Raw genomic sequence first — 24062 nt, forward strand, 5'->3', positions numbered from 1 at the left:
CCGCGCGAGGCACACGGGCGCGGCGGTCCAGGCCCCGTCCATGCGGTCCGGCCCCGTCCATGCGGACCGGGACCGCCCGTGCGCCCCGCCCGTGCGCCGTACGCCGTGTGCTGTACGCCGTGTGCCGTGTGCCGTGTGCCGTGTGCCGTGTGCCGACCCGGTGGACCGGTCGGCCGGGCGTCGGCGCCAGGGGGCTCCGGTCCGCCGGTCGCCGCCGCCGACGTGTTCCGGCCCTGCCCGCGCACGGTCCGGGCGCCGGTCTACTTCCCCGGCGCCCGGTCCGGTGTCGCCGCGCGCTTGCCGTAGTGGTCCTTGACCACCCGGGTCATCGCCCCGGCCGGGTCCCCGCCCACCTCCTTCGCGGCGAAGAAGACGTGTCCGCGCACGCCCGCGTGCTTCTTGGCCAGCGTGAGGTGCCGGGACAGCTCCGCCGGGTCGCGCCAGGGGGCGGGCTGGGCCGGGTCGCCGGCCTTGTAGAGGGCCTCGCCCACGTAGAGATCCACTCCGGTGGACCGGACCACCCCGTTCCACCAGCGCAGCAGCGTGCCGTAGTCGCACGCGGCATGGCCGATCTCCCAGTACAACTGCGGGACGACGTAGTCGATCCAGCCCTTCCTGACCCATGTGCGGGTGTCGGCGTACAGGTCGTCGTACGTCTGGACGCCGCCCCGCGTGTCGGACCCCGCCGGGTCGGTGGTGGCGTTCCGCCACACGCCGAACGGGCTGATCCCGAACCGCACGCCCTTCCTCGTCCTCGCGATCCGCTCCGACGTCTCCCGCACCAGCCGGTCGATGTTGTCCCGGCGCCAGGCCGCCCGGCTGGAGAAACCCGTGCCGTAGCGCTTGTAGGCCGCGTCGTCCTGGAACGTCTGGCCGGCGACCGGGTACGGGTAGAAGTAGTCGTCCCAGTGGACGGCGTCGATCGCGTACCGCCGGACCGCGTCCAGCATCGCGTCCTGGACGAACTTCCTGACCTCGGGCAGCCCGGGGTTGTAGTACAGCTTGCCGCCGTACGGCACGACCCAGCCGGGGTGCAGCCGCGCGGGGTGCTTCGCGGTCAGCCGCGACGGGTCGGTGTGGTTCGCCACTCGGTACGGGTTGAACCAGGCGTGCAGTTCCAGGCCGCGCGCGTGCGCCTCGCGCACCGCCGTGCCCAGCGGGTCCCACCCCGGGTCCTTGCCCTGGGCGCCGGTGAGGCACTGGGCCCACGGCTCGTACGGCGAGGGCCACAGGGCGTCCGCCGTGGGCCGGACCTGGAGCATGACGGCGTTCAGCCCGCGCTTCACCGCCGTGTCCAGGTGCCGGATCAGCTCGGCGCGCTGCTGAGCGGCGGTCAGTCCGGGCTTCGACGGCCAGTCCCGGTTGGTCACGGTGGCGATCCACATGCCGCGCAGGTCCGTGCCCCGGGCGTTCGTCTCCCGCGGGTACGTGTCGGCGGGCATGTCCCCCGCCGTCAGCAGCGCGGCCGCCAGCCCCGCCGCGCCCGCCACGAGCCCGCGCCGGCCGATCACGTCGGACGCCGATCGCCCTCCCATGCCGGTCCCCGCCCTCCGGGCCGTCCCTCCGGCCGCCCCGTCAGCCGCCGCGTGACCCGCCCCGCGGCCGGCTCTGTGACCGGCCCCGTGTCCGGTCCCGCCGTCGGGCCCCGTCCGCTTCCACTCCGCCGCCATACGTCTCGCCACCGTCCTTCCGTACCGGAACCGACCCCACGGGGACCGGACCGCACCGCACCTCACCGCGCCACAGCGCGTCCTGACACCATCGCACCCCGTCACACCCGTCCCTACGGCCGCTCCGGGCACAGCAGCCTTCCCGCCCCGGCCCACCGCCCACACACCTCGGCGGAGTAACGTCCTGTCCCGAGGCGGGCGCCGGACAGCAGCCGGCGACCATGGGGACCTGCCGCGACACGGACCAGCGAAAGGCACGATGTGACCGAGACCCTGACCGATATCGCCCGCGTCGGAGTGGTGGGCTGCGGCCAGATGGGCGCAGGCATCGCCGAGGTCGCCGCCCGCAGCGGCCTGGAGGTCATGGTCGCGGAGACCACCGGGGAGGCGCTGGAGATCGGCCGTACCCGCCTGCTGAACTCGCTCGCGAAGGCCGCCGAGCGCAGCAAGATCACCGAGCCGGAGCGGGACGCCGCCATCGACCGGCTCAGCTTCACCACGGACCTCGGGGAGTTCGCCGACCGTGACCTCGTCATCGAGGCGGTCGTGGAGAACGAGCAGGTCAAAACCGAGATCTTCCAGGTGCTCGACCAGGTGGTGACCCGCTCCGACGCGATCCTCGCCTCCAACACCTCCTCCATCCCGCTGGTCAAGCTCGCCGTCGCGACCTCCCGCCCCGACCAGGTGATCGGGATCCACTTCTTCAACCCCGCGCCCGTGCAGAGGCTGGTCGAGCTGATCCCGGCGCTGACGACCTCCGAGGAGACGGTCCTGCGGGCCGAGGCGGTGGTCACGGGACTGCTGGGCAAGCATGCCATCCGGGCCCAGGACCGCTCGGGCTTTGTGGTGAACGCGCTGCTCATCCCGTATCTGCTCGCCGCGGTCCGGATGTTCGAGTCGGGCGCCGCGAGCCGCGAGGACATCGACAACGGCATGGAGATGGGGTGCGCCCACCCGATGGGGCCGCTCAAGCTCGCCGATCTGATCGGTCTCGACACCGTCGCGTCGGTCGCCGACTCGATGTACGCGGAGTTCAAGGAGCCCCTGTACGCCGCTCCCCCGCTGCTCCAGCGCATGGTGGACGCGGGCCGGCTCGGCCGGAAGTCGGGCGCGGGCTTCTACCCGTACGCCTGACCACCGGCACGGGCCGTCACCGAGCGTGTAATGATCCGCGCGTTCCCGGACGCGCCCGCACGCCCCTGCGCACACCCGCACACCCGGTTCACACGGCGTGTGCGCAGGGCGCCCGCATATGCACGCCACACACCTTCCGGCCTGCTCCTCAGGGGAGTTGACTCGGTTCTGCGCACATGAGAACCGAAGAACGACTTTCCCGAACAGGAGCGAACTCTTGACCCCCGATACCGATCAGCCCGTGGCCGCCGACACCTACGCGGAGTTACGTCGCGGCCTCGACGTCGGTCTCGCCAAGGCGGACGGAAGGATGGCGCTACTGGCCCAGCGCAACGACCAGACCGAGAGAGACGTGGACGATCTGGCCGCGCGCGTCGCGGCGCTGGAACACTCCAGGTGGCCGCTGCCCGCTCTGGGGACGCTCTGCTCACTCGGAGCGCTTGTCGTGACGGTCTGGCAGGTGCTCGGCCGCTGACCTCATCGGCCGGCGGCCCCTGACGAAACCCCCCGCGTCCCCCGACGAGCCCCTACGGTCCGAAGACCCGACAGCTCCGAACGGCCCCGCCGGCCGTCAGCCGAGCCTCAAGTGATGGAGCATCAGGAGACCGGCCGTCATATTGGCGGCCGGGATCTCCCCCCGGGCGATCATGCCCGGCACGCGTTCGAGCGGGACCCACTCCCGGCGTGAGGACTCGAAGTCGTCCTCGGGATGGCCGATGTACGTCGCGCTGTCCCCCCAGTAGAGGTGGTGCCGGGCGTCGGTCAGGCCGTTGGAGGGCTCGACCGTGAGCAGGTGCCGCAGCGGCCCCGGCCGCCAGCCGGTCTCCTCCTCCATCTCCCGGGCCGCCGCGGCGGCGATGTCCTCGCCGTCCTCGACCACACCGGCGGCCAGCTCCCAGCCCCAGCTGTCGGTGATGAAGCGGTGCCGCCAGAGCATGAGCACCTCGTTGGCGTCGTTGACCACGGTCGCCACGGCGACCGGGCGGAGCCGGATGAGGAAGTGGTCCAGGTGCCGGCCGTCGGGGAGCTTGACGTCCGCGAGGTTGACCCGGAACCAACGGTTCTCATACACGGTCTGTTCGCTCAAGTTTGTCCACTGCACGTTTCTGCCACCTTCCCTCGAGTTGGTGGCAATATGGCAGCAGCCGTACAACCGCGCGGGAATGCGCGGGGCGATCACCGACGGCCTTGCCCCCAGGCCCCGCACGGGCCCCGACCGGCCCCGGAGCCTTCCCTTCCGGCTTGGCCGAGGACCCTGGGCCCGGGCCGGTCGTCGGTCCGGACCTCCGTCCGGATCCTGGAGCGGATCCGCCGAGGGCGTCCTCTACAGCGGAACCCGCAGGGCCCCGTCGATCAGTTCGGCCGTCTCGCCCGCGTCCGCGGAACCACTGGCGACCAACTGCTCGCGGACCTCCCGCAGCCGGTCCCGCAGCCGCTGGGACTCCATGCCCCGGGCCCGTTCCGCCATCTCCGCCGCCGTCCGCGCGGCCCGGTCCGCCTCGCCCAGCCGCAGTTCGATATGGCTGAGCATGGCGAGCCGGTGCACCCGGCCCCGGTCGTGCGCCGGGGTCTCGACGGCCGCCGAGGCATGCTCCTGGGCGGCCGCCAGTTCGCCGAGGCTGAGCAGTGCCTCCGCCACCTGTACGTTCACCAGTCCGGGCTGGACGTAGCCCGTCTCGTCCGGCTCGTACCCCGGTCTGATGCGCTCAGCCTCCGTCTCCGCCCGCCGGATACAGCCGAGCGCCCCGGCGGCGTCGCCGAGGTGCGCATACGACTTCGCCTGCATCGCGTACAGATCCGCGGCCAGCGCGGGGGTGATCTGGCGGCCCGCCGTACGCAGCGCCGCCTCGGCGAAGGCGACGGCCTGGCGGTACTCCCCCAGGTACACGGACTGGTTGACCAGGAGCGCGATCACATAGGCGCCGAGCCCCCGGTCGCCGCTCGCCTTGGCCAGCCGCAGCGCCTGGTGGAAGTAGCGCTGGGCCAGCCCGTGGGAGTCCGAGTCGTAGGCGCAGATTCCGGCCACCGCGACCAGCCCGCCGGTCGCCCGGTGCAACTGCCGTCCCAGGGAGTCGGTGTAGCCGCCGCGCAGCAGCGGCGCCGTCTCGGCGTTGAGGAAGCCGACCACGCGGGCGCGGGTCGCGACCCCGCCCGTCCGCCGGTACATCAGTTCGTAGTGAGCCCGTGCCGCCCGCAGCAGGTGGACGTCGGCCGGCGAGACCTTCGTCCGGCCCGGGCGGGAGACGTCGGAGTCCTCCGGCGGGTTCTCCCACTCCCACACGGGCATCACGGCGGGGGTGCCGGTGACGGCGGGAGCGCTCACGATGTGCGGCCGCTGCTGCTCGTCGCTGCGCCACAGCGCCGTGGCCCGCTCCACGAACCCGGCGAGCGGAGTGGCGCCCGGCGTCAGCGGTTCGCCCGGTACGCCGAGACCGATGTCGTCCAGCGACAACGGCCGTCGCAGCCGGTCGCCGAGCACCACACAGATCAGGTCGGGTACTTGGCCGCGCGGCCGCTGGCCTTTCAACCAGCGTGAGACGGCGGTGTGTTCGTAGCGCAGCGCGAGGCCCCTGGCCCGGCCCGCGTGGTTGATCCGTGCGGCGAGGCCCGCATGGGAAATGCCCGCTTCGTCAAGTAAGGAATCGAGCAGGGTGTTGGGCTGCATCTGGCCCCTCCGGTGACTCGGTACACCCAGAGTAGCGAAGCCCACCCAGAGTAGCGAAGCCCGCGGAACACACGGGGTGTGAACGGAATGCGCCGGGCCGTGCCGCACGCACTCTGCCGCCGCGGCCACGGCGGCGGTTGACTGTTCCCCGCCTCCCGACGGAGCTCGCCGGCCGGACGGGGCCGGGGAGGCGGCCGGGCCGCCGGCCTCCCGCGTATACAGGTACGGCGGCCCGCTCCCGCGCCGTCCGTCCCGTTGTCCTGCCCGGCTCCCGCGGCGGGGCGGACGGCGCCGGCCCGGTTCACCACCGGGCCGGACAAACGGACAAGGGGCGTACCCGGAAAGGAGATCCGAGTACACCCCTCGACACGACAGCCCGCGGACACATACGGACGGCGCTGCTTCTCCGACACGGCCTACGCGCCGCGCAGCACCGCGCCCGTGCGCTCGGCCGCGAGGGCGACCGCCGCGTCCCGGGCCGCCGTGGCCTCCTCGACCGTCAGCGTCCGGTCCGCCGCGCGGAAGCGCAGGGCGTACGCCAGCGACTTGTGGCCCGCGCCGATCTGCTCGCCCGTGAAGACGTCGAACAGCCGCAGGGACTCCAGGAGTTCGCCCGCGCCCTCGCGCAGCGCCCGCTCCACCTCGACGGCCGGCACCTCGGCCGGGACGACCAGCGCCACGTCCTGGGTGGCGACCGGGTAGGCGGAGATGCGGGGCGCCCGGAGCGGGCCCGTGCCCGCGCGCTCCAGCAGGTCGAGGTCGAGCTCCATGGCACAGGTCCTGGCGGGCAGCCCGAGTGCCTTCACGGCCCGCGGGTGCAGCTCGCCCGCGTGGCCGACGGGCGTCTCGACGCCGTCCACGGTGACGAAGAGCGCGGCGCACCGGCCCGGGTGCCACGGCTCGTACTGGCCGGCCCGGACGAGCAGTTCGGCCCCCGCCTCGCGGGCGACGCCACGGGCCGCCTCGACGGCGTCCGCCCAGTCGGCCGGGCGGCCCCGGCCCCACCAGCCGGCCTGTTCGCGGGCCCCGGCCAGGACGACGGCGGCGTGCCGCGGCTGGCGCGGCAGCGCCGCGTCGAGCGTGGCCAGCTGCTCGTCGGCCGGGCGCCGGTCCACGGGCAGCCGGGCCGGTACGGTCTCCTCGCCGGTGGCCCGGAAGACCAGCCCGGTCTCGAACAGCGCCAGGTCGTGCGAGCCCCGGCCGTCGTTGCGGCGGAGCGCGGCGAGCAGGCCCGGCAGCAGCGTGGTGCGCAGCGCGGGCTCCTCGTCGGAGAGCGGGTTGGCCAGCGTGACCGTACGGCGCCGGTCGTCGTCGGCGGGCAGGCCCAGGGCGTCGAGCGCCGCGTCCCCGAGGAACGGGTAGTTCAGCGCCTCGACGTAACCGGCGCCCGCCAGCGCCCGGCCCACCCGGCGGTGCAGCCGCTGCCGCTCGGTCAGCCCGCGCCCCGCGGGCGGGGTGGGCAGCGTCGAGGGGAGGTTCTCGTACCCCTCCAGGCGGATGACCTCCTCGGCGAGGTCGTTGGGCTCGCGCAGGTCGGGCCGCCAGGACGGGACGGTGACGACCAGCTCGTCCTGCCCGTAGACGTCGCAGCCGATCTGCTGGAGCCGCCGTACGACGGTCTCCCGGCCGTAGTCGACTCCCGCGACCCGGTCGGGGTGGTCGGCCGGCATGGCGACGGTGTGCGGCGCGGAGGGCGCGATGACCTCCGTGACGCCGGCCTCGGCCGAACCGCCGGCGAGCAGCACCAGCAGGTCGGCGGTCCGCTGCGCGGCGGCTGCCGTGGCCTCGGGGTCGACGCCCCGCTCGAAGCGCTTGGACGCCTCGGAGGGGAGCTTGTGGCGGCGCGCGGCGCGGGCGATCGTGATCGCGTCGAAGTGCGCGGCCTCGATGACCACCTCGGTGGTGCCCGTCACCTCGCCGGTCCCGGGGTCGGCCACCGGGTCGGCGATCTCGGTGTCGGCACCGCCCATCACGCCGGCCAGCCCGATGGGGCCCCGGTCGTCGGTGATGACGAGGTCCTCGGGGTCGAGGACCCGCTTGGCGCCGTCGAGGGTGGTGATCTTCTCCCCGGACCGGGCGCGCCGGACACCGATCGGCCCTTCCAGCCGGGACCGGTCGTAGGCGTGCAGCGGCTGGCCCAGCTCCAGCATCACGTAATTGGTGATGTCGACGGCGAGCGAGACCGGCCGCATGCCCGCCTTCTGGAGGCGGCGCGTGAGCCAGATCGGGCTGCGGGCCTCGGGGTCGATGCCGGTGACCGTACGGGCGGTGAAGCGGGAGCAGCCCACCGGGTCGGCGACCTTGACCGGGTGGCCGTAGGCGTTCGGGGCCGGGGTGTCGATCAGCGCCGGGTCGCGCAGCGGCAGGCCGTAGGCGATGGCGGTCTCCCGCGCGACCCCGCGCATCGAGAGGCAGTAGCCGCGGTCGGGGGTGACGGCGATGTCGAGGACCTCGTCCACCAGCTCCAGCAGCGCGATGGCGTCGGTGCCGGCCTCGTGCTCGGGCGACAGCACGATGATGCCGCCCGAGCCGTCGTCGCCCATGCCCAGCTCGTCGCCGGAGCAGATCATGCCGTGCGAGACCTTGCCGTACGTCTTGCGCGCGGAGATCGCGAAGCCACCGGGGAGGACCGCGCCGGGCAGCACCACGACGACCTTGTCCCCGACGGCGAAGTTGCGGGCGCCGCAGACGATCTCCTGCGGCTCGCCCGTGCCGTTGGCGGTGCCGACGTCGACCGTGCAGAAGCGGATCGGCTTCTTGAAGCCCTCCAGCTCCTCGATGGTGAGCACCTTGCCGACGACCAGGGGACCCTTGAGGTCGGCGCCGAGCCGCTCGACGGTCTCGACCTCCAGACCGGCGGAGACGAGCCTCGCCTGGACGTCACGGCCGGTCTCCGTCGCCGGCAGGTCGACGTACTCCCGCAGCCAGGAAAGCGGGACGCGCATCAGATCTCCATCCCGAAGGGCCGGGTGAACCGGACGTCACCTTCGACCATGTCTCGCATGTCTTCGACGTTGTGGCGGAACATCAGCATCCGTTCGATGCCGAACCCGAAGGCGAATCCGCTGTACTTCCGGGGATCGACGCCACAGGCCGTGAGCACCTTGGGGTTGACCATGCCGCAGCCGCCCAGCTCGATCCAGCCCTCGCTGCCGCAGGTGCGGCAGGGCCGGTCGGGGTTGCCGACGGACTCGCCGCGGCACACGTAGCAGACCATGTCCATCTCGGCGGACGGCTCGGTGAAGGGGAAGAAGTTCGGGCGGAGCCGGGTCTTCATACCGGGCCCGAAGAGCTCCCGGACCATGTGGTCGAGGGTGCCCTTGAGGTCCGCCATGGTCAGGCCCTCGTCGACGGCGAGGAGCTCGATCTGGTGGAAGACCGGGGTGTGCGTGGCGTCCAGCTCGTCGGTGCGGTAGACCCGCCCCGGGCAGACGACGTAGACGGGCGGCTCGCGGTCGATCAGCGTACGGGCCTGGACCGGCGAGGTGTGCGTGCGGAGCACCACACCGGACTCGTCGGCCGCCGTTCCCTCCGGGCCCCGCACGAAGAACGTGTCCTGCATCTGGCGCGCGGGATGATCGGGGACAAAGTTGAGCGCGTCGAAGTTGAACCACTCCGCCTCGGCCTCGGGTCCCTCCGCGATCTCGTAGCCCATGGCGACGAAGACATCGGCGACCCGTTCCATGAACGTGGTCAGCGGGTGGCGGGCGCCGGCGGGGACGCGGTCGTAGGGCAGGGTGACGTCCACCGCCTCCTCGACCAGCACCCGGGCGTCCCGCTCGGCCTCCAGCTCCGTCTGACGGGCGGCGAGCGCCTTGGACACGGCGCCGCGCGCCTGCCCCACCCGCTTGCCCGCCTCGGCCTTGGCCTGCGGCGGCAGCGCGCCGATCTCGCGGTTGGCCAGGGCCAGCGGCGAGGTGCCCGAGGTGTGGGCCGTCTTGGCGTGGGCGAGCGCGTCGAGGTCACCGGCGGCGGCGAAGGCGGCGAGCGCCTCGTCCCGCATGCGCTCGATCTCTTCCGGTTTCAGTGCTTCGACCTCGACTGGGTCGTACGACTTGTTGGGTGCCGACATCTCTTCCCGTACTTCCGATTGGCTGGCGAAACGGCCCCCGTCGGGTCCCTGGAACCGGCTCGGACTCCGGGGGCGCGATCACGGGGCGCGAAGGTGCCGAAAGTCGAGTCTACGGGCCGTACGGGGGTGAGGCGGTCGCAAGGTCCGCCGCGCGGTGCGTGCGGTCCGCGCGGCGCGGAGGCCGGCGGTCGGCCGTGCGCGGGCCGGGCGGCCGGAGCGAGTGACCCGGGGGAGCCCGTGGGCGGCTCAGGACAGATAGGCCGGAGCGCCGACGGGCAGGGTAAATCGGAACTCCGCGCCGCCGCAGGGCCCCCGGCCGACCGTGATCGTGCCGCCGTGGGCCTCGACGATGCCCTTGACGATGTAGAGGCCGAGACCGGTCCCGCCGCGCTTGCTGCCCCGCCAGAAGCGGGTGAAGACACGGCTCATCGACTCCTCGGGAATACCGGGGCCCTCGTCGCACACGGTGACGGCCGTTCCCTTCTCCTCGCTGTCCGCGCGCACGAGGCGCGCGGCCGCCACCTCGATGGTGACGGTTCCCTCGCCGTGGCGCACCGCGTTTTCCAGCAGGTTGGCGAGAATCTGGTCGATCTTGTCGGGGTCGGCCCACAGATCGGGCAGCGGCTGCTGGATCCGTACCAGGAACCGGTCGGGCGACTGTCCGGAGGCGGTGTGGGCCTGGACGTGGCGGCCGACGGCCGCGCCGATGTCGACCGGCTGGCGGCGTACCTCCAGCCGGCCCGAATCGATGCGGGAGATGTCGAGCAGTTCCGCGATCAGCCGGGTGACCCGGTTGGCGTCGGCGTCGACGGTCTCCAGCATCAGCCGCTTCTGGTCGTCGGTGAACCGCTCCCACTTGGCCAGCAGCGTCGCCGTGAACCCCTTCACGGACGTCAGCGGCGAGCGCAGTTCGTGGGCGACGGTGGCGATCAGCTCCGCGTGGCTGCGCTCCGTACGGCGCCGGGCCTCGGTGCCGCGGATGGAGACGACCAGCCGGTGGACGGGCCCGGTGGGCCGGGTACGGACGTAGCGCGCCGAGACCAGGACCTCGCGGCCGCCCGGCAGCAGCAGGTTCCGCTCGGGCTGGCCGACCCGCGTGGCCAGCCCCCCGTACGGGTCGGTCAGGGCCCACCAGCGGCGGCCCTTGAGGTCCTCCAGCGGCAGGGCGCGCTCCAGCGGTTCGCCGAGCGCCTCGGAGAGCGGTACGGCGGTGATACGGACGGCGGCGGCGTTGAAGCCGATGACGCGGCCGGTCTCGTCGGCGACGACCAGGCCGTCGGGGAGGTCGTCGGGGCCGATTCCCAGATCGCCGATCCCCAGGTCACCGCCCCGAGGCTCGCCGATCCCCGGGCCGCCGGCCACGGGCTCACCGGTTCCCGGGTCACCGGCCAGGTCCTCGTCGGGACCGGTCCCGGGCCCGTGCCCGGCACCGGGAGCGCGTCCGGTCCCGTCGCGGGGTCCGTTCCCGGGGAGCGACGCCGTCCCGGCTTCGACACGGCCGACGGCGGCACCGGCCACCCCGTCGTCCGACGCCGGCCCGGCGGCAGGGTCCGGCGCGGAACCGGTGGTGCCTGTTCCGCACCGGTCGGAGGCACGTGGTGAAGGTAAGGGTCCCTGGACCCGGGCGGGGCCGCTCGCGCCGACAACCATCCCGCATCCCACCTTCTTCCGCGTCGCTCAGTGCTCAGTGGGGCTCCGAAACCGCCACACTACTAGCTGAACGTGACGGAGCGGACCCCCTCAGCGTTCGCCGCGGGTTCGCTGGGCGCGCGCTGAGGCATAGAGACATACGGCCGCGGCCGTCGCGAGGTTCAGGCTCTCCGCCTTTCCGTGGATCGGCACCCGCACGACGGCGTCCGCGAGGGCCCTGGTCTCCGCCGGCAGCCCCCATGCCTCGTTGCCGAAGATCCAGGCCGTGGGCCCGCCCATGGTGCCCGCGTCCAGTTCGTCGTCCAGGTCGTCCGCGCCCGCCCCGTCGGCCGCCAGAATCCGGACGCCCGCTTCCTTGAGCCCGTGGACGGCCCGCTCGACGGGGACGCCGACGGCCACCGGCAGATGGAAGAGCGAGCCCACGGAGGCCCGCACCGACTTCGGGTTGTACAGGTCGACGGAGGCGTCGGTGAGCACGACGGCGTCGGCGCCCGCGGCGTCCGCGCAGCGCAGCACCGTACCGGCGTTCCCCGGGTCGCGGACGTGCGCCAGGACGGCGACCAGCCGGGGCCGGGAGCGCAGGATGTCCTCGAACGGCGAGTCGAGGAAGCGGCAGACGCCGAGCAGCCCCTGGGGGGTGACGGTCTGGGACACCTCGGCGATCACCGTGTCGGCGGCGAAGTGCACGCGGGCGCCGGCCGCGCGGGCCGCGGTGACGATGTCCGCGTACCGTTCGGCGGCCTCGACGGTGGCGAACAGCTCCAGGAGCGTCGGTTCACCGCCCTCACCGCGGTGCGCCACCGCCTCCCGTACGGCCTGCGGCCCCTCGGCGATGAACCGCCGCTCCTTGCCCCGGAAGGCGCGCTTGGCGAGCCGCCGCGCGGCCGTGACACGCGGGGAACGCGGGGAGATCAGCTCGGGGGTGCCCATGGGCGACGGCTCTCACTTCTCGTACGGGTCGGAACGGGGGCGGGCAGGGCCGGAACGCACCGGACCCGCAGGCGCTGTGCCTGCGGGTCCGGCGGGAAGAAACGGCGTCCTGACGACGGTCGGTCGACGGTCAGGCGGCGGCCTTCGGGGCGTTGACGTCGCTCGGAAGCGCCTTCTGGGCAACCTCCACCAGCGCCGCGAACGCGTTCGCGTCGTTGACCGCCAGCTCGGCCAGGATCTTGCGGTCCACCTCGACGTTGGCGGCCTTCAGCCCCTGGATGAAGCGGTTGTAGGTGATGCCGTTGGCGCGGGCAGCGGCGTTGATGCGCTGGATCCACAGCTGACGGAAGTCGCCCTTGCGCTTCTTGCGGTCGTTGTAGTTGTAGACGAGGGAGTGGGTGACCTGCTCCTTCGCCTTGCGGTACAGGCGCGAGCGCTGGCCGCGGTAGCCGCTGGCCTGCTCGAGGATTGCCCGGCGCTTCTTGTGGGCGTTGACTGCCCGCTTGACGCGTGCCACGTGTTAACTCCTTGTAGCGGGGCCGTGGTAGTGCTCACACGGCCCGGAAACGAATGATCCCGGTCCTGTGGTCGCGGCCCCCGTCACCGGGGGACGCGGCCTCACTTGCCGAGAAGCTTCTTGATCTTCTTGGCGTCGCCCGGGGCCATCTCGGCGTTGCCGGTGAGGCGACGCGTCAGCTTGGACGACTTGTGCTCGAGCAGGTGGCGCTTGCCGGCCCGCTCGCGCAGCACCTTGCCGGAGCCGGTGATCTTGAAGCGCTTGCTGGCACCGCTGTGCGACTTGTTCTTCGGCATGGCGCCGTTTCTCTCCTCGTCAGTGGCGCTCCCAGCCGGTCGCGGGCGACCGGCGAGCGGGAGCGTCAGATCTCTGGTATGGGGTTCCGGGCGGGAACCGGGGGCCGCGCGAGCGGTCCGCCCCGGCTCATGCCTCGGAAGACGCCTCGGCCGGGGTCTCGGCCGCCTCGCTCTGGCGTCCCGCCTTGCGGGCGTCCTGAGCCGCGCGTGCCTCGGCCATGGCCTCGGTCTTCTTCTTGTGCGGGCCAAGAACCATGATCATGTTCCGGCCGTCCTGCTTCGGGTTCGACTCGATGAACCCGAGGTCCTCGACATCCGAAGCGAGTCGCTGGAGCAGCCGGAAGCCCAGCTCGGGCCGGGACTGCTCACGACCGCGGAACATGATCGTGATCTTTACCTTGTCGCCCTGCTTGAGGAACCGGACGACATGACCCTTCTTGGTGTCGTAGTCGTGCGGGTCGATCTTCGGCCGGAGCTTCATCTCCTTGATGACCGTGTGCGCCTGGTTCTTGCGCGCCTCACGGGCCTTCATGGCCGACTCGTACTTGAACTTCCCGTAGTCCATGAGCTTGCACACGGGCGGACGGGCGTTCGCCGCGACCTCGACCAGGTCCAGGTCGTACTCCTGCGCAAGCTCCAGTGCCTTGGCCAGCGGGACGATGCCCACCTGCTCACCACTGGGACCGACAAGTCGCACCTCGGGAACGCGAATCCGGTCGTTGATGCGGGGCTCGGCGCTGATGGATCCTCCTCGGTAGCACCACACGACTGTCTGGCAGACAGCCGCGCAACGTCTGTTTCTCTTCGGACCAACCGCGGCGGCACATCAAAAATGCCCCGGAACGGCACACAGGCAGGAGCTCCTCGAAACCGGAGCACCGCCGCGTACTGCCACGGGGCGCATCGGGCGACCTCCATCGTCCGTACGGAACGATGGCCGCCGCCTGACCGGTGACCCGCTGCCCGACAGGGGCAGCCAGGTGGGAGATCGGAGCCTCCACTTGCGGGCCGGGCACTCTGGTGTCCGGCCGGTCGTCACTCCAGGTTAGCAGCCGCCGCGCGGGTGCGCTAACCAGGCGTCCGCCGGAATCCCGGGGACGGGGCCGCGGCGGCGGGGGCCTATCGTGTGGAGCATGAGCGACGTGACCCCCTCCTCCCCCGACGCCGGAGCCGATGCCGCCGCCGCGTCGGCCGGCTTCGACGCCATGACCCGCGACATCGCGGAGGTGCCCGCCGTCGAGGTGATCGTCACGGTCGCGGTCAACCTGATGAGCGCCGCCGCCGTCAAGCTCGGCCTGACCGAGGACGGCGCGGAGCACAAGGATCTCGACGAGGCGCGGAAGCTGGTCCACGCGCTGGCCGGGCTGCTGGACGCGAGCACGACGGAGATCAGCTCGTTCCACGCCGCACCGCTGCGGGACGGGCTGAAGTCGCTCCAGCTCGCGTTCCGGGAGGCGTCACTCGTGCCGGACGAGCCGGGACAGGGCCCCGGCGAGAAGTACACGGGTCCGGTCTACGGCTGAGCCGCCGGGCGCCGCGCCTTCCAGGTCGCGTGCGCCTTCCGCCGTCCGTGCGGCGCGGGTGCCCGCGCCGTTACGGGGCGCCCCCGTCCCCCTCACCACTCATCCGCGCACGAACAAGGGCTCGCCCGGTGGCGTGGCCTCGGCCGGCAGCAGTGCCAGGTCGAGCCCGCGCACCAGGCGGGCCCTCAGCACGTCGTCGGCCGCCAGCGCCCGGGCGACCCGGCGGGCCGCCTCGGCGGGCGGCGCCGTCGGCCCCAGGACGAGCGCGAGCGTGCCGTCCGCGCTGCCCGGACCGAGATAGGCGCGCAGCACGGCGGGTTCCGCGGCGACCGCGGAACGCACCGCCGCGGTGACGGCGGGGTCGTCGAGCGGATCGGCGCTGATGCGCCCCTCGGCGAGGGCGAGCAGGGCGGGACCCGCCAGCTGGTAGGGGACGGGGCCCGCCAGGTCGAGCACCAGCGTGTCGGCCTTCTCGTGCGCGGCGGCCCGGAGCGCCTGGTGCAGGGGTACGGCGACGGGCCGGGCCGCCGGGTCCCAGCGGGCCAGCGTCTCGGTGGAGGTGAAGGCGGGCAGCGCGCGCCGGTCGCCGGCGGTGAGCGTGGGCACGGCCATGTCACTGGTCTTCTCGCGCCGCAACCCGCCCGCCCGTCGCCCACCACCGCCCTCACCGGACGCTGCGCGGCCCCCCTCGTCTTCGTCCTCCTCCACCTCGCCGAGGACCGCGACCACGGGCACGAGCAGCCGGGCCCCCTTCAGCGCGGCCAGGACCTCCGGCTCGGCGGAGGGATCCGCCGCCCAGGCGGCGAGGGCCGCCGCGAGAGCGGGGTCGGCGCCGCCGTCGTCGTCCGAGAAACCGGGGTCCGGGATGTTCTTCAGCTCCACAAGTCGAGACTAGATGAGCGGCTCCGCCGTAGAGTCGTCGGGTGAATCTCTCGGTCGCGGTATACGACATGGCGGACGGGCGGGGAACGGCGTACGGCGCGGACCGCGTGTACGTCACCGCCAGTGTGGTGAAGACGGCGATCCTGGCCGCGTTGTTGTTCAGGGCCCAGGACACGGGCCGGTGGCTGACGGCCGAACAGGAGCGCCTGGCCGAGGAGATGATGCGGCGCAGCGACAACGACGCGGCGACGGCCCTGCGGGAGGCGGTCGGCGGTATCGAGGGGCTGCGCGCCGCCCACGCGCGGCTGGGGATGGGCAGGACCGAGGCGGAGCGGGCGTGGGGACTGACCCGCACCACCGCGAGCGACCAACTGACCCTGCTGAGAGCGGTGTTCGCACCCGAGGCCGCCGCCGCGGCGCTCGACGGCGATTCCCGCGCGTATCTGGCGGGACTGATGGGGCGTGTGGTGCCGGGCCAGGACTGGGGCGTCTCGGCGGCCGGCGGTGACTGGGCCCTGAAGAACGGCTGGTTGCCGAGGAGCGACAGCGGCCTGTGGGTGATCCACTCGGTGGGGCGGGTGGATCACCGTCTGATGGCGGTGTTGTCGGACGGTCACGCCTCGATGGAGGAAGGGATAGCCCGGGTGGAGGAGGCGGCGAAGGGGGCGATGCGGCGCCCGGTGTGACACGGGTCGGCTCGCCGGGTCAGTGGGTCACGACGCCCCGGCTCGCGGTATTCCGGCTCCCGGCTCCCGGCTCCCGGCTCCTGGCTCCCGGCGTCCGAATCCCACGGTCGGTGGCCGACTCACGCGGTCGCGTCCGGCGTCACCGGTACGACGCGCTGCCGGGGTACCGGGACGCCGTGCCGTCGGTACGGCGGAGGCCCGCGCCCCCGCGCCACAGGACCACCGCGCAGGCGAGCAGGAGCGCACCGGCGCCACCGGCCACGGGAGCGATCCATCCGGAGGGCTCGGGCGCCGCCTCGGCCCGCTCCGGACCGCTGCCGAAGTACCGCTTGCCGTAGTCGGCGGCCTCGTCCCGCGGATCGGTACGGGACAGCTTGCCGCCCTCCTCGATCGCGGCGGCCGGGTCCACGAACCCGTACCCCCGCAGGTCGTCCCGCCCGCCCGCGGGGGCGTCCCGGGCCGTGTCCATGAGGAGCTTCTTGATCTGCGCGGGGGTCAGGTCGGGGTGCGCGGACCGTACGAGGGCGACGGCCCCGGAGACGAACGCGGCGGCGGCGCTGGTCCCCCAGCCCTCGTAGTAGCGGCGGTCGGGGTCCGCTATGACGACGTCGACGCCCGGGGCGCTGACGGTGGCGTACCAGCGGCGGGTGGAGAAGGGGGCGTGCGAGCCGAAGCGGTCGACGGCGGCCACGGCGATCACGCCGGGGTAGGCGGCGGGGTACGAGACGCGGTCGCCCTTCTCGCCGCCGTTGCCGGCGGAGGCGACGACGACCGCGCCCTTGTCGAGGGCGTAGCGGACCGCGGCGTCCTCGGCCGGCTCGGGGTGGGCGGACTCGCTGTCGTCGCCGAGGGAGAGGTTGATGACGTCGGCGCCCTGGTCGGCGGCCCAGCGTATGCCTTCGGCGAGCGCGCCGCCCTTGGAGGCCCGGGCCTTGTCGCGGGCGGGGTCGGTGCCTTCGAGGATCACCCGGATGGGGAGGATCTTGGCCTGGGGCGCGATGCCGAGGACGCCGTCGGCGTCGCCGGTGCCATGCCCGTGCCCGGCGATGATCCCGGCCATGGCGGTGCCGTGCCGGGCCCAGGAGCGGTCGCCGGAGGTGGCGCCGAAACCGATCAGGTCCCGGCCGGGCAGGACCTGTCCGGTGAGGTCGGGGTGGGAGTCGTCGACGCCGGTGTCGAGGACGGCGACCGTGATGCCGGCACCCTGGCTGGTGCGCCACGCCTGTTCGGTGCGCAGCGCGTCGAGGGCCCACTGCTGGGCCCGGATCGTATCGGCGTGCGCGGGTGCGGCGGGGACGAGCAGGAAGGACGCGGCGGCGAGTACGGCGGCGACCCGGTGCCGGGCGCGGCGGCCGGGGCGGCGGGAGCCGGCGCCCGGGGCCGTCCGCGAGGCGGTGGCCGGGGCGGTCCGTGGGCCGGTGTGCGAAGCGGGCATGGCGGTCCTCGGGCTCGTACGGATACGTGCTGTGCCCGCCGCCCCGGCGGCCGGGCTCACGGCTTCCCCGGCCGGGCTCACGGCTTCTCCTCCGTACCGTCGTCGACGGCCTTGCGCAGTCCGCGCTCGACCCGGTCCGCGATGCCCTTCGCCTCGTGCCCGAGGCCGGCCTGTGCGGGCGCGGTCGTGGCGCCCTTGGCCATCGCGGCGGCCGCGGGCTGCGGGGTGCTGACGACGCGTCCGTCCGCGAAGCCGGAGACGGCGAAGACGACGACGGGCGCGTCGGTGAGGACGTTCACGGTCCAGCTCGCGCGCTGGGCGTCCCCGAAACCGGCGGCGGGGGTCCCCCTGACCGGGAAGCCGCGGGGCATCAGATCGGCGCGCTCGTCGAGGCCGTCGGTCCTGAAGCGGGTGCGCAGGGCGGTCATGGCGGCGGCGTCCGCCTCCGTGAAGACGAGGCCGACGGTGGTGACGGTGCTGGAGGTGGTGTCGGCGTAGGTGGCGCGCAGCACGCGCGCGCAGCCGACCGGGCGCAGGGCGGTCAGCAGCCGGGTGTCGACCGTACCGGCGCAGCCGCTGTCGGGCGCCACGCCGACGCGTACCCAGTCCCGGTCGGCGCCGCCGGGACCCGCGCCGTTCCCCTTGAGGGTGCGGGGGAAGAAGGTGTCGACGGGGAGGCTGTGCCAGAGGCCCCGGGCGGTGGTGAACGTGTCCTGGGCGGGGGGCTCGGCCGCGGAGTCGCCGGTGAGCCAACTGCCCGTGGCGGCACCGCCGATCAGCCCGAGTCCGAGGACGACACAGACGACGGCGGCCACGGCCCTGCCGCGCCGCCGTGCGGGCCGGGCCTGTTCGCCTTCCCACGGAATCGGCTGATCCGGTGGGTACGCGACGCCGGGGGCGGCCCCGCCGAAGGGACGGGTGCGCGGCATGGGCGGCACGGGAACGGAGGCGGGGACGGGCCGCAGCCGGGTCGTCGTCTCGCTGGATGTGTGCCCGGAGGGCGGCGTGTGCCCCGAGGGCGGCGCGGGACGTGGCGCCGGCGCGCGTACGGGACGCGCGGCGGGCGCTGGACGCGGCGCGGGGTCCGGCCGCGCGGCGGGCGGGACCGCCGGCGGTACGGGACGGTCGCCGTCGGCCGGACCGCTCACACGCGCCGGCCCCCCGGCGGAGGGCGTCCGCTGCGGCGTACGCGGGCCGGCAGCGGCGGGGCGTTCCTCGGCACCGCCCGGCGGCGGGACGGCCGGGCCCGGTCGCTCACCGGGGCGGGGGCCGCCGGCCGACGGTGCCCGTGCGGGGCGTGGAACGGTGGTGCGGGCGGGGCCGCCCGCGGCGCGCGGGCGGGCCAGACCGGTTCGCGGATCGGCCGCCGGTACCGGTCGCGCACCGGCCTCCGGGGCGCCGGCCCGCGGCGCCTGCGGCCGCCCGGCCGAGGAGCCGGGCGCCGGGACCGGGGCCGGACGGGGCGGCGGTGCCCCGGTCGCGCCGTGCGCGCGGGCCGCGGGCGGCCGCGGACGGTCGGGGCCCTGGGCCTTGACCGGCGGCGCGGCCGACGCGGGCGGCGCGGTCGACGAGGGGGAGGGAGACGGCGGGGGCACCGTACGAGCCGGTATCCGGGACGGCGGCTCGGACGGCGGAAGAAGCGCTTCCGTGATCCGTGAGACCGGTGTACGCCCCGCCTCCGGTTCCCCGTCGGGCTCAGCGGGCGTCGCGGGCCCGGACGGTACCGGGCGAGGTACGGGGGCACGTCCCGCTCCGGTGGTCATCCGCCCCCCTGTGCCACTGTGCCGCCCCTGCCGACCGGATCTCCCGACCCGCCGGCGCCGCCGGGCCGGGGCCCGGATCGTCCTGGCGGATCAGGCACGTTCGCGATCCTGTGTGCGTCACTCTACGGGCTGGAGCGGCCCCCGCGGGTACACGCGCGAAAGCCCCGGGCGATCTGCCCAGATCATCCCCCTGCCGCGCGTTGATCCGGTCTGGCAAGCTCGGCCCATGACTCCACGCGCCACTGACCGGGCCCGCTACGACCGGGCGACCGCCCATCTCGACGCTCCCCTCGCCCTCGTCGACGTGGCGGCGCTGGACGCCAACGCCGACGACCTCGTCCGGCGCGCGGCGGGCAAACCCGTCCGGGTGGCGAGCAAGTCCGTCCGCAGCCGGGCGCTCCTGGAACGCGTCCTGGCGCGGGACGGTTTCGCCGGGATCATGTCCTTCACCCTGACCGAGTCGCTGTGGCTGGCCGGAGCGGGGTTCGACGACGTGCTCCTCGCCTATCCCTCCGCCGACCGCGCCGGCTACGCGCGGCTCGCGGCGGATCCGAAACTGGCCGCCGCCGTCACCGTGATGGTCGACGACCCCGCGCAACTGAACCTGATCGACGCGGCCCGTGACGGTGGCCGGGAAGAGATCAGGGTCTGTCTGGAACTGGACACGTCCTTAAGCCTGTTCGGTGGCCGGTTCCGGGTCGGCGCACGCCGTTCACCGCTGCGGGAGCCCGCCCAACTGGCCGAGCTGGCCCGCTCCGTCGCGCGCCGGCCCGGTTTCCGCCTGGTCGGGCTGATGGCGTACGAGGGCCATGTGGCCGGTGTCGGGGACGCGTTGGCGGGACGGCCGCTGCGCTCGCGCGCGATCCGTGTGATGCAGTCCGTGGCCCGTCGCGAACTGGCGGAGCGGCGCGCGGCCGTGGTGCGGGCGGTCCGGGCCGTCGCCCCGGACCTGGAGTTCGTCAACGGCGGCGGCACGGGCAGTGTCCAGCACACCGCCGCCGAGCACGCGGTGACGGAGATCGCCGCGGGCTCCGGCCTCTACGTGCCACGGCTGTTCGACAACTACACGTCGTTCACCGGCCGCCCCGCCGCCCTGTTCGCCCTGCCCGTGGTCCGTCGGCCCGGCGTGGGCGTCGTCACGGTCCTCGGCGGCGGCTATCCCGCGTCCGGGGCGGCGGGCCGGGACCGGCTGCCCGAGCCGTACCTCCCCGAGGGACTGCGCTACGACGCGCAGGAGGGCGCGGGCGAGGTGCAGACCCCGCTGCTCGGTCCGGCCGCCGACGACCTGCTGGTCGGTGACAAGGTGTGGTTCCGGCACGCCAAGGCCGGGGAGCTGTGCGAGCGGTTCGCCACCCTGCACCTGGTCGAGGGCGACCGGGTGGTCGAGTCCGTCCCCACCTACCGGGGCGAGGGCCACACGTTCCTGTGACCGCCCGCGGGCGGGCGCCGACGCGTCTGCCGGACCGGCCGCCCGGGCCCACCGCCCGGCCCCGCGCGGCCCGTCCGGGCGCCCGCGCCTCACGGACCGATCGAACTGCCCACCCCGCCCGAGACATCGCCGATCGGACGGATCCCCTCGGTGATCGTGTCCATCATGCCCGGCGGAACCGTCCTCGACTCCGGCCCCTTGTCGAAGGCGAAGCGCACGACGACCGGTGACTCACTGCCCCGCGCCGAGGGGAAGACCAGCGACTGCACATAGCCGCCCGGCCCGTGCTTGGTCCTCACCTGCCACCGCACCAGATACCCGGAGCGGTTGGCGACCACGGCCGGTCCGGACGTGACCACCGTGTGGGACACGATGCGCCCGTAGAGGCGGTCACCGACGACGTTCTCCTCGTACATCGTGTCGGCGGCCCGGGAGATGTCCTGCTCGGCCAGCGCCCGCGGAGAGGTCTCGTCGGTGTCCGTGACCGTGCGGGTGGTGACCCTGCCCCAGGGGCAGAACCGCCCCGAGTCGCCCGGGCACTCATAGGTGTCCGTCGTGGACATCGTGACGTTCCCGTCGATCGTGCTCTGCGGTATCTCCCAGCCGTCGGGAATCGGCAGCGTGATGCCGTTGAGCTGGTCGACCAGGACCGTCGCGTCCTGGCCGGGGGTGCCGCTGGGCGTCGCGCCGGTGCCGCCCTCCGCCGCGGCGGGCGTGGAGGGCGGGGGCACGTCGCCGCCCGTGGCGCTCGGCCGGGTCCCGGCCTCGTCGTCGCCGAGCAGTGTCACTCCGGCGGCGACCGCCACGACGAGAGCCACACCGACGGCGAACACCGCCAACAGGCCGCCGTTCCGGCCGCCCTTGCCTCCGCCTCCCCCTGCCGTGCCTCCACCGTCTCCGTGACGCGCCCCGCCGGCGCCCTGCTCCTCGCCGCCGCCCGGCATGCGGGTGTGGGCGGTCCAGGCGGTCCCGTCCCACCAGCGTTCGAGCGAGGGGACACCGGGATCGGGGTACCAGCCCGGTGGAGTCGGCATACTCATCCGCCCACCATATGGTCTGATCCCCGGCCCCCACACAGGAGAAGCGGTGGACGCCTATACGGGGGTGACGTACGCCCCCGAGATGCCTCCGTCGACCAGGAAGTCCGTCGCGTTCACGAACGACGAGTCGTCGCTGGCGAGGAAGGCGACCGCCGCCGCGATCTCGTCCGCCTCCGCGAACCGCCCGAGCGGGATGTGCACCAGCCGCCGCGCCGCACGCTCCGGGTCCTTGGCGAACAGTTCGCGCAGCAGCGGGGTGTTGACGGGTCCCGGGCACAGCGCGTTGACGCGGATCCCCTCGCGCGCGAACTGCACCCCCAGTTCGCGCGACATCGCGAGCACTCCGCCCTTGGACGCGGTGTACGAGATCTGTGAGGTCGCCGCTCCCATCCGGGCCACGAAGGAGGCGGTGTTGATGATGGAACCCTTGCCCTGGCGCCGCATGTAGGGGATCGCGGCCTTGCAGCACAGGTAGACGGAGGTGAGGTTGACCTCCTGGACGCGCGCCCACGCCTCGATCCCGGTGGTGAGGATCGAGTCGTCCTCGGGCGGGGAGATGCCCGCGTTGTTGAACGCGACGTCGACGCTGCCATAGGTCTCGTACGCCGTCCGGAACAGCGCCTCGACCTCGTCGGCGTCGGTCACGTCGACGCGGACGAAGATGCCGCCCACCTGTTCGGCCGCCGCCTTGCCCGCGCTCTCGTCGATGTCCCCGCAGACGACACGCGCGCCCTCGGAGGCGAGCCGGCGGGCGGCGGCCAGTCCGATGCCGCTGCCGGCGCCGGTGACGACGGCGGTACGGCCGACCAGCCGGCGGCAGACCGCTACCTCGGGCCCGGGACTGGTGTCGGTGTCGGGCGTGGCGTCGGGCAGGGGCCGGTTCGTGCGGTCGCTCATGCTGCTCATGCCTCCGTGCTGATGAAGACGTTCTTGGTTTCGGTGAAGGCGGCGAGGGCGTCGGGCCCCAGTTCGCGGCCGAGTCCGGACTGCTTGACCCCGCCGAACGGCGTCCCGTAGCGGACGCTGCTGTGCGAGTTGACGGACAGGTTCCCTGCGGCGACGGCGCGCGAGACCCGCAGCGCCCGCCCGACGTCCCGGGTCCAGATCGAGCCGGACAGCCCGTAGTCGGTGGCGTTGGCCAGCCGTACCGCCTCGTCCTCGTCCTCGAAGGGCAGCACGACGGCCACCGGCCCGAAGACCTCGTCGGTGGCCACCGGGGAGTCGGCGGCCGCGTCGGTGAGGACCGTCGGCGGGAACCAGAAGCCGGGGCCCGCGGGCGCGCTGCCCCGGATGCCCTTGGCCCCGTCGGGGACATAGGACCGTACGCGTTCCAGCTGGGCCGCCGAGATCAGCGGCCCCATCTGGGTCCTCTCGTCTGACGGGTCGCCTACGACGACCGACTCGACGGCCGGGGCGAGCAGTTCCAGGAACCGGTCGTGGACCTCACGCTGTACGAGGACGCGGGTGCGGGCGCAGCAGTCCTGGCCGGCGTTGTCGAGGAAGGCCATGGGGGCGGTGGCCGCGGCCCGCTCGAGGTCGGCGTCGGCGAAGACGATGTTCGGGCTCTTGCCGCCGAGTTCGAGGGTCACCCGCTTCACCCGCGCGGCGCTCTTGGCCATGATCCGCTTGCCGACACGGGTGGAGCCGGTGAATACGATCTTGGCCACGCCCGGGTGTTCCACCAGCGCGTCGCCCGCTTCGTCGCCCGCGCCGGGCAGCACCTGGAACAGATGCTCGGGCAGTCCCGCCGCCAGGGCGAGTTCGGCCAGGCGCAGCGCGGTGAGCGGGGTCGTCTCGGCGGGTTTGAGCAGGACCGCGTTGCCCGCCGCGAGGGCGGGGGCGGTGCCCCAGGCGGCGATGGGCATGGGGAAGTTCCAGGGGGCGATCACCCCGACCACGCCGAGCGGTTCGAGGAACGTGACGTCGAGCCCGCCGGCGACGGGGATCTGCCGGCCGCTCAGCCGCTCCACTCCCCCGGCCGCGTAGTCCAGCAGGTCGCGGACGTTGCCCGCCTCCCAGCGGGCGTTCCCCAGCGTGTGGCCCGCCTCGCGGACCTCCAGCCCGGCCAGTTCTCCGATGTGCTCGTCCACCAGGAGGGCGAAGCGGCGCAGCAGCCGGGCCCGGTCGGCGGGCGCCGCGGCGGCCCACCCGCGTTGGGCGGCCGTCGCGCGCGCGACGGCGGTGTCGACCTCGGCGGCGGTCGTCGCGGGGACGGTGGCGATCACCTCTCCGGTGGCCGGGTTGAGGATCTGGTGTTCTGTCGCGCGATGGGGCTGCTGTTGCACGTCGTTCCTCACAGTCACGGGCTTCGGTCGCGGTCGGAGGTCACGGGCATCGGTCGCGGGTATCGGTCGCGAATCCCGGTCGCCG

The 24062-nt window shown here is 73.7% G+C and carries 21 protein-coding genes; 5 read left to right on the forward strand and 16 right to left on the reverse strand.

What is annotated here, in order from left to right:
- Positions 1 to 260: 260 nt before the first annotated feature.
- Entirely contained in the window at positions 261 to 1535 is a 1275-nt protein-coding gene (locus tag IG02_RS0128940) for a glycoside hydrolase family 10 protein (protein WP_030754409.1), read from the reverse strand.
- Positions 1536 to 1943: 408 nt separating this feature from the next.
- Here IG02_RS0128940 and IG02_RS0128945 point away from each other — a divergent pair, with 408 nt between their 5' ends.
- Both IG02_RS0128945 and IG02_RS0128950 read left to right on the forward strand, forming a co-directional pair.
- On the forward strand, positions 1944 to 2804 hold the full coding sequence (locus IG02_RS0128945) for a 3-hydroxybutyryl-CoA dehydrogenase (RefSeq protein WP_030754411.1): 861 nt from the start codon (positions 1944 to 1946) through the stop codon (positions 2802 to 2804).
- Positions 2805 to 3021: 217 nt separating this feature from the next.
- On the forward strand, positions 3022 to 3279 hold the full coding sequence (locus IG02_RS0128950) for a hypothetical protein (protein ID WP_030754413.1): 258 nt from the start codon (positions 3022 to 3024) through the stop codon (positions 3277 to 3279).
- A gap of 96 nt (positions 3280 to 3375) precedes the next feature.
- On the opposite strand, the gene IG02_RS0128955 is transcribed toward IG02_RS0128950, so the two are convergent.
- The 9 genes from IG02_RS0128955 to infC all read right to left on the reverse strand — a co-directional run bounded on the left by IG02_RS0128955 (position 3376) and on the right by infC (position 13700).
- Positions 3376 to 3906, reverse strand: a complete 531-nt coding sequence (locus tag IG02_RS0128955; protein WP_030754415.1) for an NUDIX hydrolase — start codon at positions 3904 to 3906, stop codon at positions 3376 to 3378.
- Between the two features lie 222 nt (positions 3907 to 4128).
- Positions 4129 to 5469: a hypothetical protein gene (locus IG02_RS0128960; RefSeq protein ID WP_030754417.1), complete on the reverse strand. Its 1341-nt coding sequence runs from the start codon at positions 5467 to 5469 to the stop codon at positions 4129 to 4131.
- Positions 5470 to 5885: 416 nt separating this feature from the next.
- Positions 5886 to 8414, reverse strand: a complete 2529-nt coding sequence (pheT, locus tag IG02_RS0128965) for a phenylalanine--tRNA ligase subunit beta (protein WP_030754418.1) — start codon at positions 8412 to 8414, stop codon at positions 5886 to 5888.
- Positions 8414 to 9541 carry a phenylalanine--tRNA ligase subunit alpha gene (gene pheS / locus IG02_RS0128970; RefSeq protein ID WP_030754419.1) on the reverse strand — a complete coding sequence of 376 codons (1128 nt, stop codon included), beginning with the start codon at positions 9539 to 9541 and terminating at the stop codon, positions 8414 to 8416. The genes pheT and pheS overlap by 1 nt, the downstream gene beginning before the upstream one ends.
- A gap of 246 nt (positions 9542 to 9787) precedes the next feature.
- Positions 9788 to 10903: an ATP-binding protein gene (locus tag IG02_RS0128975; protein ID WP_051765862.1), complete on the reverse strand. Its 1116-nt coding sequence runs from the start codon at positions 10901 to 10903 to the stop codon at positions 9788 to 9790.
- A gap of 378 nt (positions 10904 to 11281) precedes the next feature.
- Positions 11282 to 12121: a TrmH family RNA methyltransferase gene (locus tag IG02_RS0128980; protein ID WP_030754423.1), complete on the reverse strand. Its 840-nt coding sequence runs from the start codon at positions 12119 to 12121 to the stop codon at positions 11282 to 11284.
- Between the two features lie 130 nt (positions 12122 to 12251).
- On the reverse strand, positions 12252 to 12638 hold the full coding sequence (gene rplT, locus IG02_RS0128985) for a 50S ribosomal protein L20 (protein WP_017945472.1): 387 nt from the start codon (positions 12636 to 12638) through the stop codon (positions 12252 to 12254).
- Positions 12639 to 12739: 101 nt separating this feature from the next.
- Entirely contained in the window at positions 12740 to 12934 is a 195-nt protein-coding gene (rpmI, locus tag IG02_RS0128990) for a 50S ribosomal protein L35 (RefSeq protein ID WP_030754426.1), read from the reverse strand.
- Positions 12935 to 13061: 127 nt separating this feature from the next.
- Positions 13062 to 13700, reverse strand: a complete 639-nt coding sequence (gene infC, locus IG02_RS0128995) for a translation initiation factor IF-3 (protein ID WP_037804583.1) — start codon at positions 13698 to 13700, stop codon at positions 13062 to 13064.
- 367 nt (positions 13701 to 14067) lie between these two features.
- Between infC and IG02_RS0129000 the strand changes: the two genes are divergently transcribed.
- The gene (locus tag IG02_RS0129000) at positions 14068 to 14457 is read left to right on the forward strand and encodes a DUF1844 domain-containing protein (RefSeq protein ID WP_030754431.1); all 390 of its coding nucleotides are present in this window, start codon (positions 14068 to 14070) and stop codon (positions 14455 to 14457) included.
- Between the two features lie 99 nt (positions 14458 to 14556).
- On the opposite strand, the gene IG02_RS0129005 is transcribed toward IG02_RS0129000, so the two are convergent.
- On the reverse strand, positions 14557 to 15339 hold the full coding sequence (locus IG02_RS0129005; RefSeq protein ID WP_030754433.1) for an SseB family protein: 783 nt from the start codon (positions 15337 to 15339) through the stop codon (positions 14557 to 14559).
- A 41-nt stretch (positions 15340 to 15380) separates the two neighbouring features.
- On the opposite strand from IG02_RS0129005, the gene IG02_RS0129010 reads away from it, so the two are divergent.
- Positions 15381 to 16025 (forward strand): serine hydrolase, encoded by a 645-nt coding sequence (locus IG02_RS0129010; protein WP_234314946.1) that lies wholly within the window; start codon positions 15381 to 15383, stop codon positions 16023 to 16025.
- A 139-nt stretch (positions 16026 to 16164) separates the two neighbouring features.
- Here IG02_RS0129010 and mycP read toward each other — a convergent pair whose 3' ends face one another.
- Positions 16165 to 17460 (reverse strand): type VII secretion-associated serine protease mycosin, encoded by a 1296-nt coding sequence (gene mycP / locus IG02_RS0129015; RefSeq protein WP_051765848.1) that lies wholly within the window; start codon positions 17458 to 17460, stop codon positions 16165 to 16167.
- 77 nt (positions 17461 to 17537) lie between these two features.
- Positions 17538 to 18389 carry a hypothetical protein gene (locus IG02_RS0129020; protein WP_234314947.1) on the reverse strand — a complete coding sequence of 284 codons (852 nt, stop codon included), beginning with the start codon at positions 18387 to 18389 and terminating at the stop codon, positions 17538 to 17540.
- A gap of 1060 nt (positions 18390 to 19449) precedes the next feature.
- Between IG02_RS0129020 and IG02_RS0129025 the strand changes: the two genes are divergently transcribed.
- Complete coding sequence (locus IG02_RS0129025; protein WP_030754448.1) at positions 19450 to 20652, forward strand: amino acid deaminase/aldolase; 1203 nt, start codon at positions 19450 to 19452, stop codon at positions 20650 to 20652.
- A gap of 89 nt (positions 20653 to 20741) precedes the next feature.
- On the opposite strand, the gene IG02_RS0129030 is transcribed toward IG02_RS0129025, so the two are convergent.
- Genes IG02_RS0129030 through IG02_RS0129040 form a run of 3 tightly spaced genes read right to left on the reverse strand, consistent with a single transcriptional unit; the run spans position 20742 to position 23977 of the window.
- A complete protein-coding gene (locus IG02_RS0129030; protein ID WP_030754451.1) occupies positions 20742 to 21692 on the reverse strand; it encodes a DUF2510 domain-containing protein in 951 nt (316 codons plus the stop codon).
- Positions 21693 to 21746: 54 nt separating this feature from the next.
- Positions 21747 to 22589 (reverse strand): 3-oxoacyl-ACP reductase, encoded by an 843-nt coding sequence (locus tag IG02_RS0129035; protein WP_234314948.1) that lies wholly within the window; start codon positions 22587 to 22589, stop codon positions 21747 to 21749.
- A gap of 5 nt (positions 22590 to 22594) precedes the next feature.
- Positions 22595 to 23977, reverse strand: coding sequence for an aldehyde dehydrogenase family protein (locus IG02_RS0129040; protein WP_030754456.1), 1383 nt, complete (start codon positions 23975 to 23977; stop codon positions 22595 to 22597).
- Positions 23978 to 24062 lie beyond the last annotated feature (85 nt).

The organism is Streptomyces sp. NRRL F-5135 (assembly GCF_000719775.1).
Lineage (GTDB): Bacteria > Actinomycetota > Actinomycetes > Streptomycetales > Streptomycetaceae > Streptomyces > Streptomyces hebeiensis.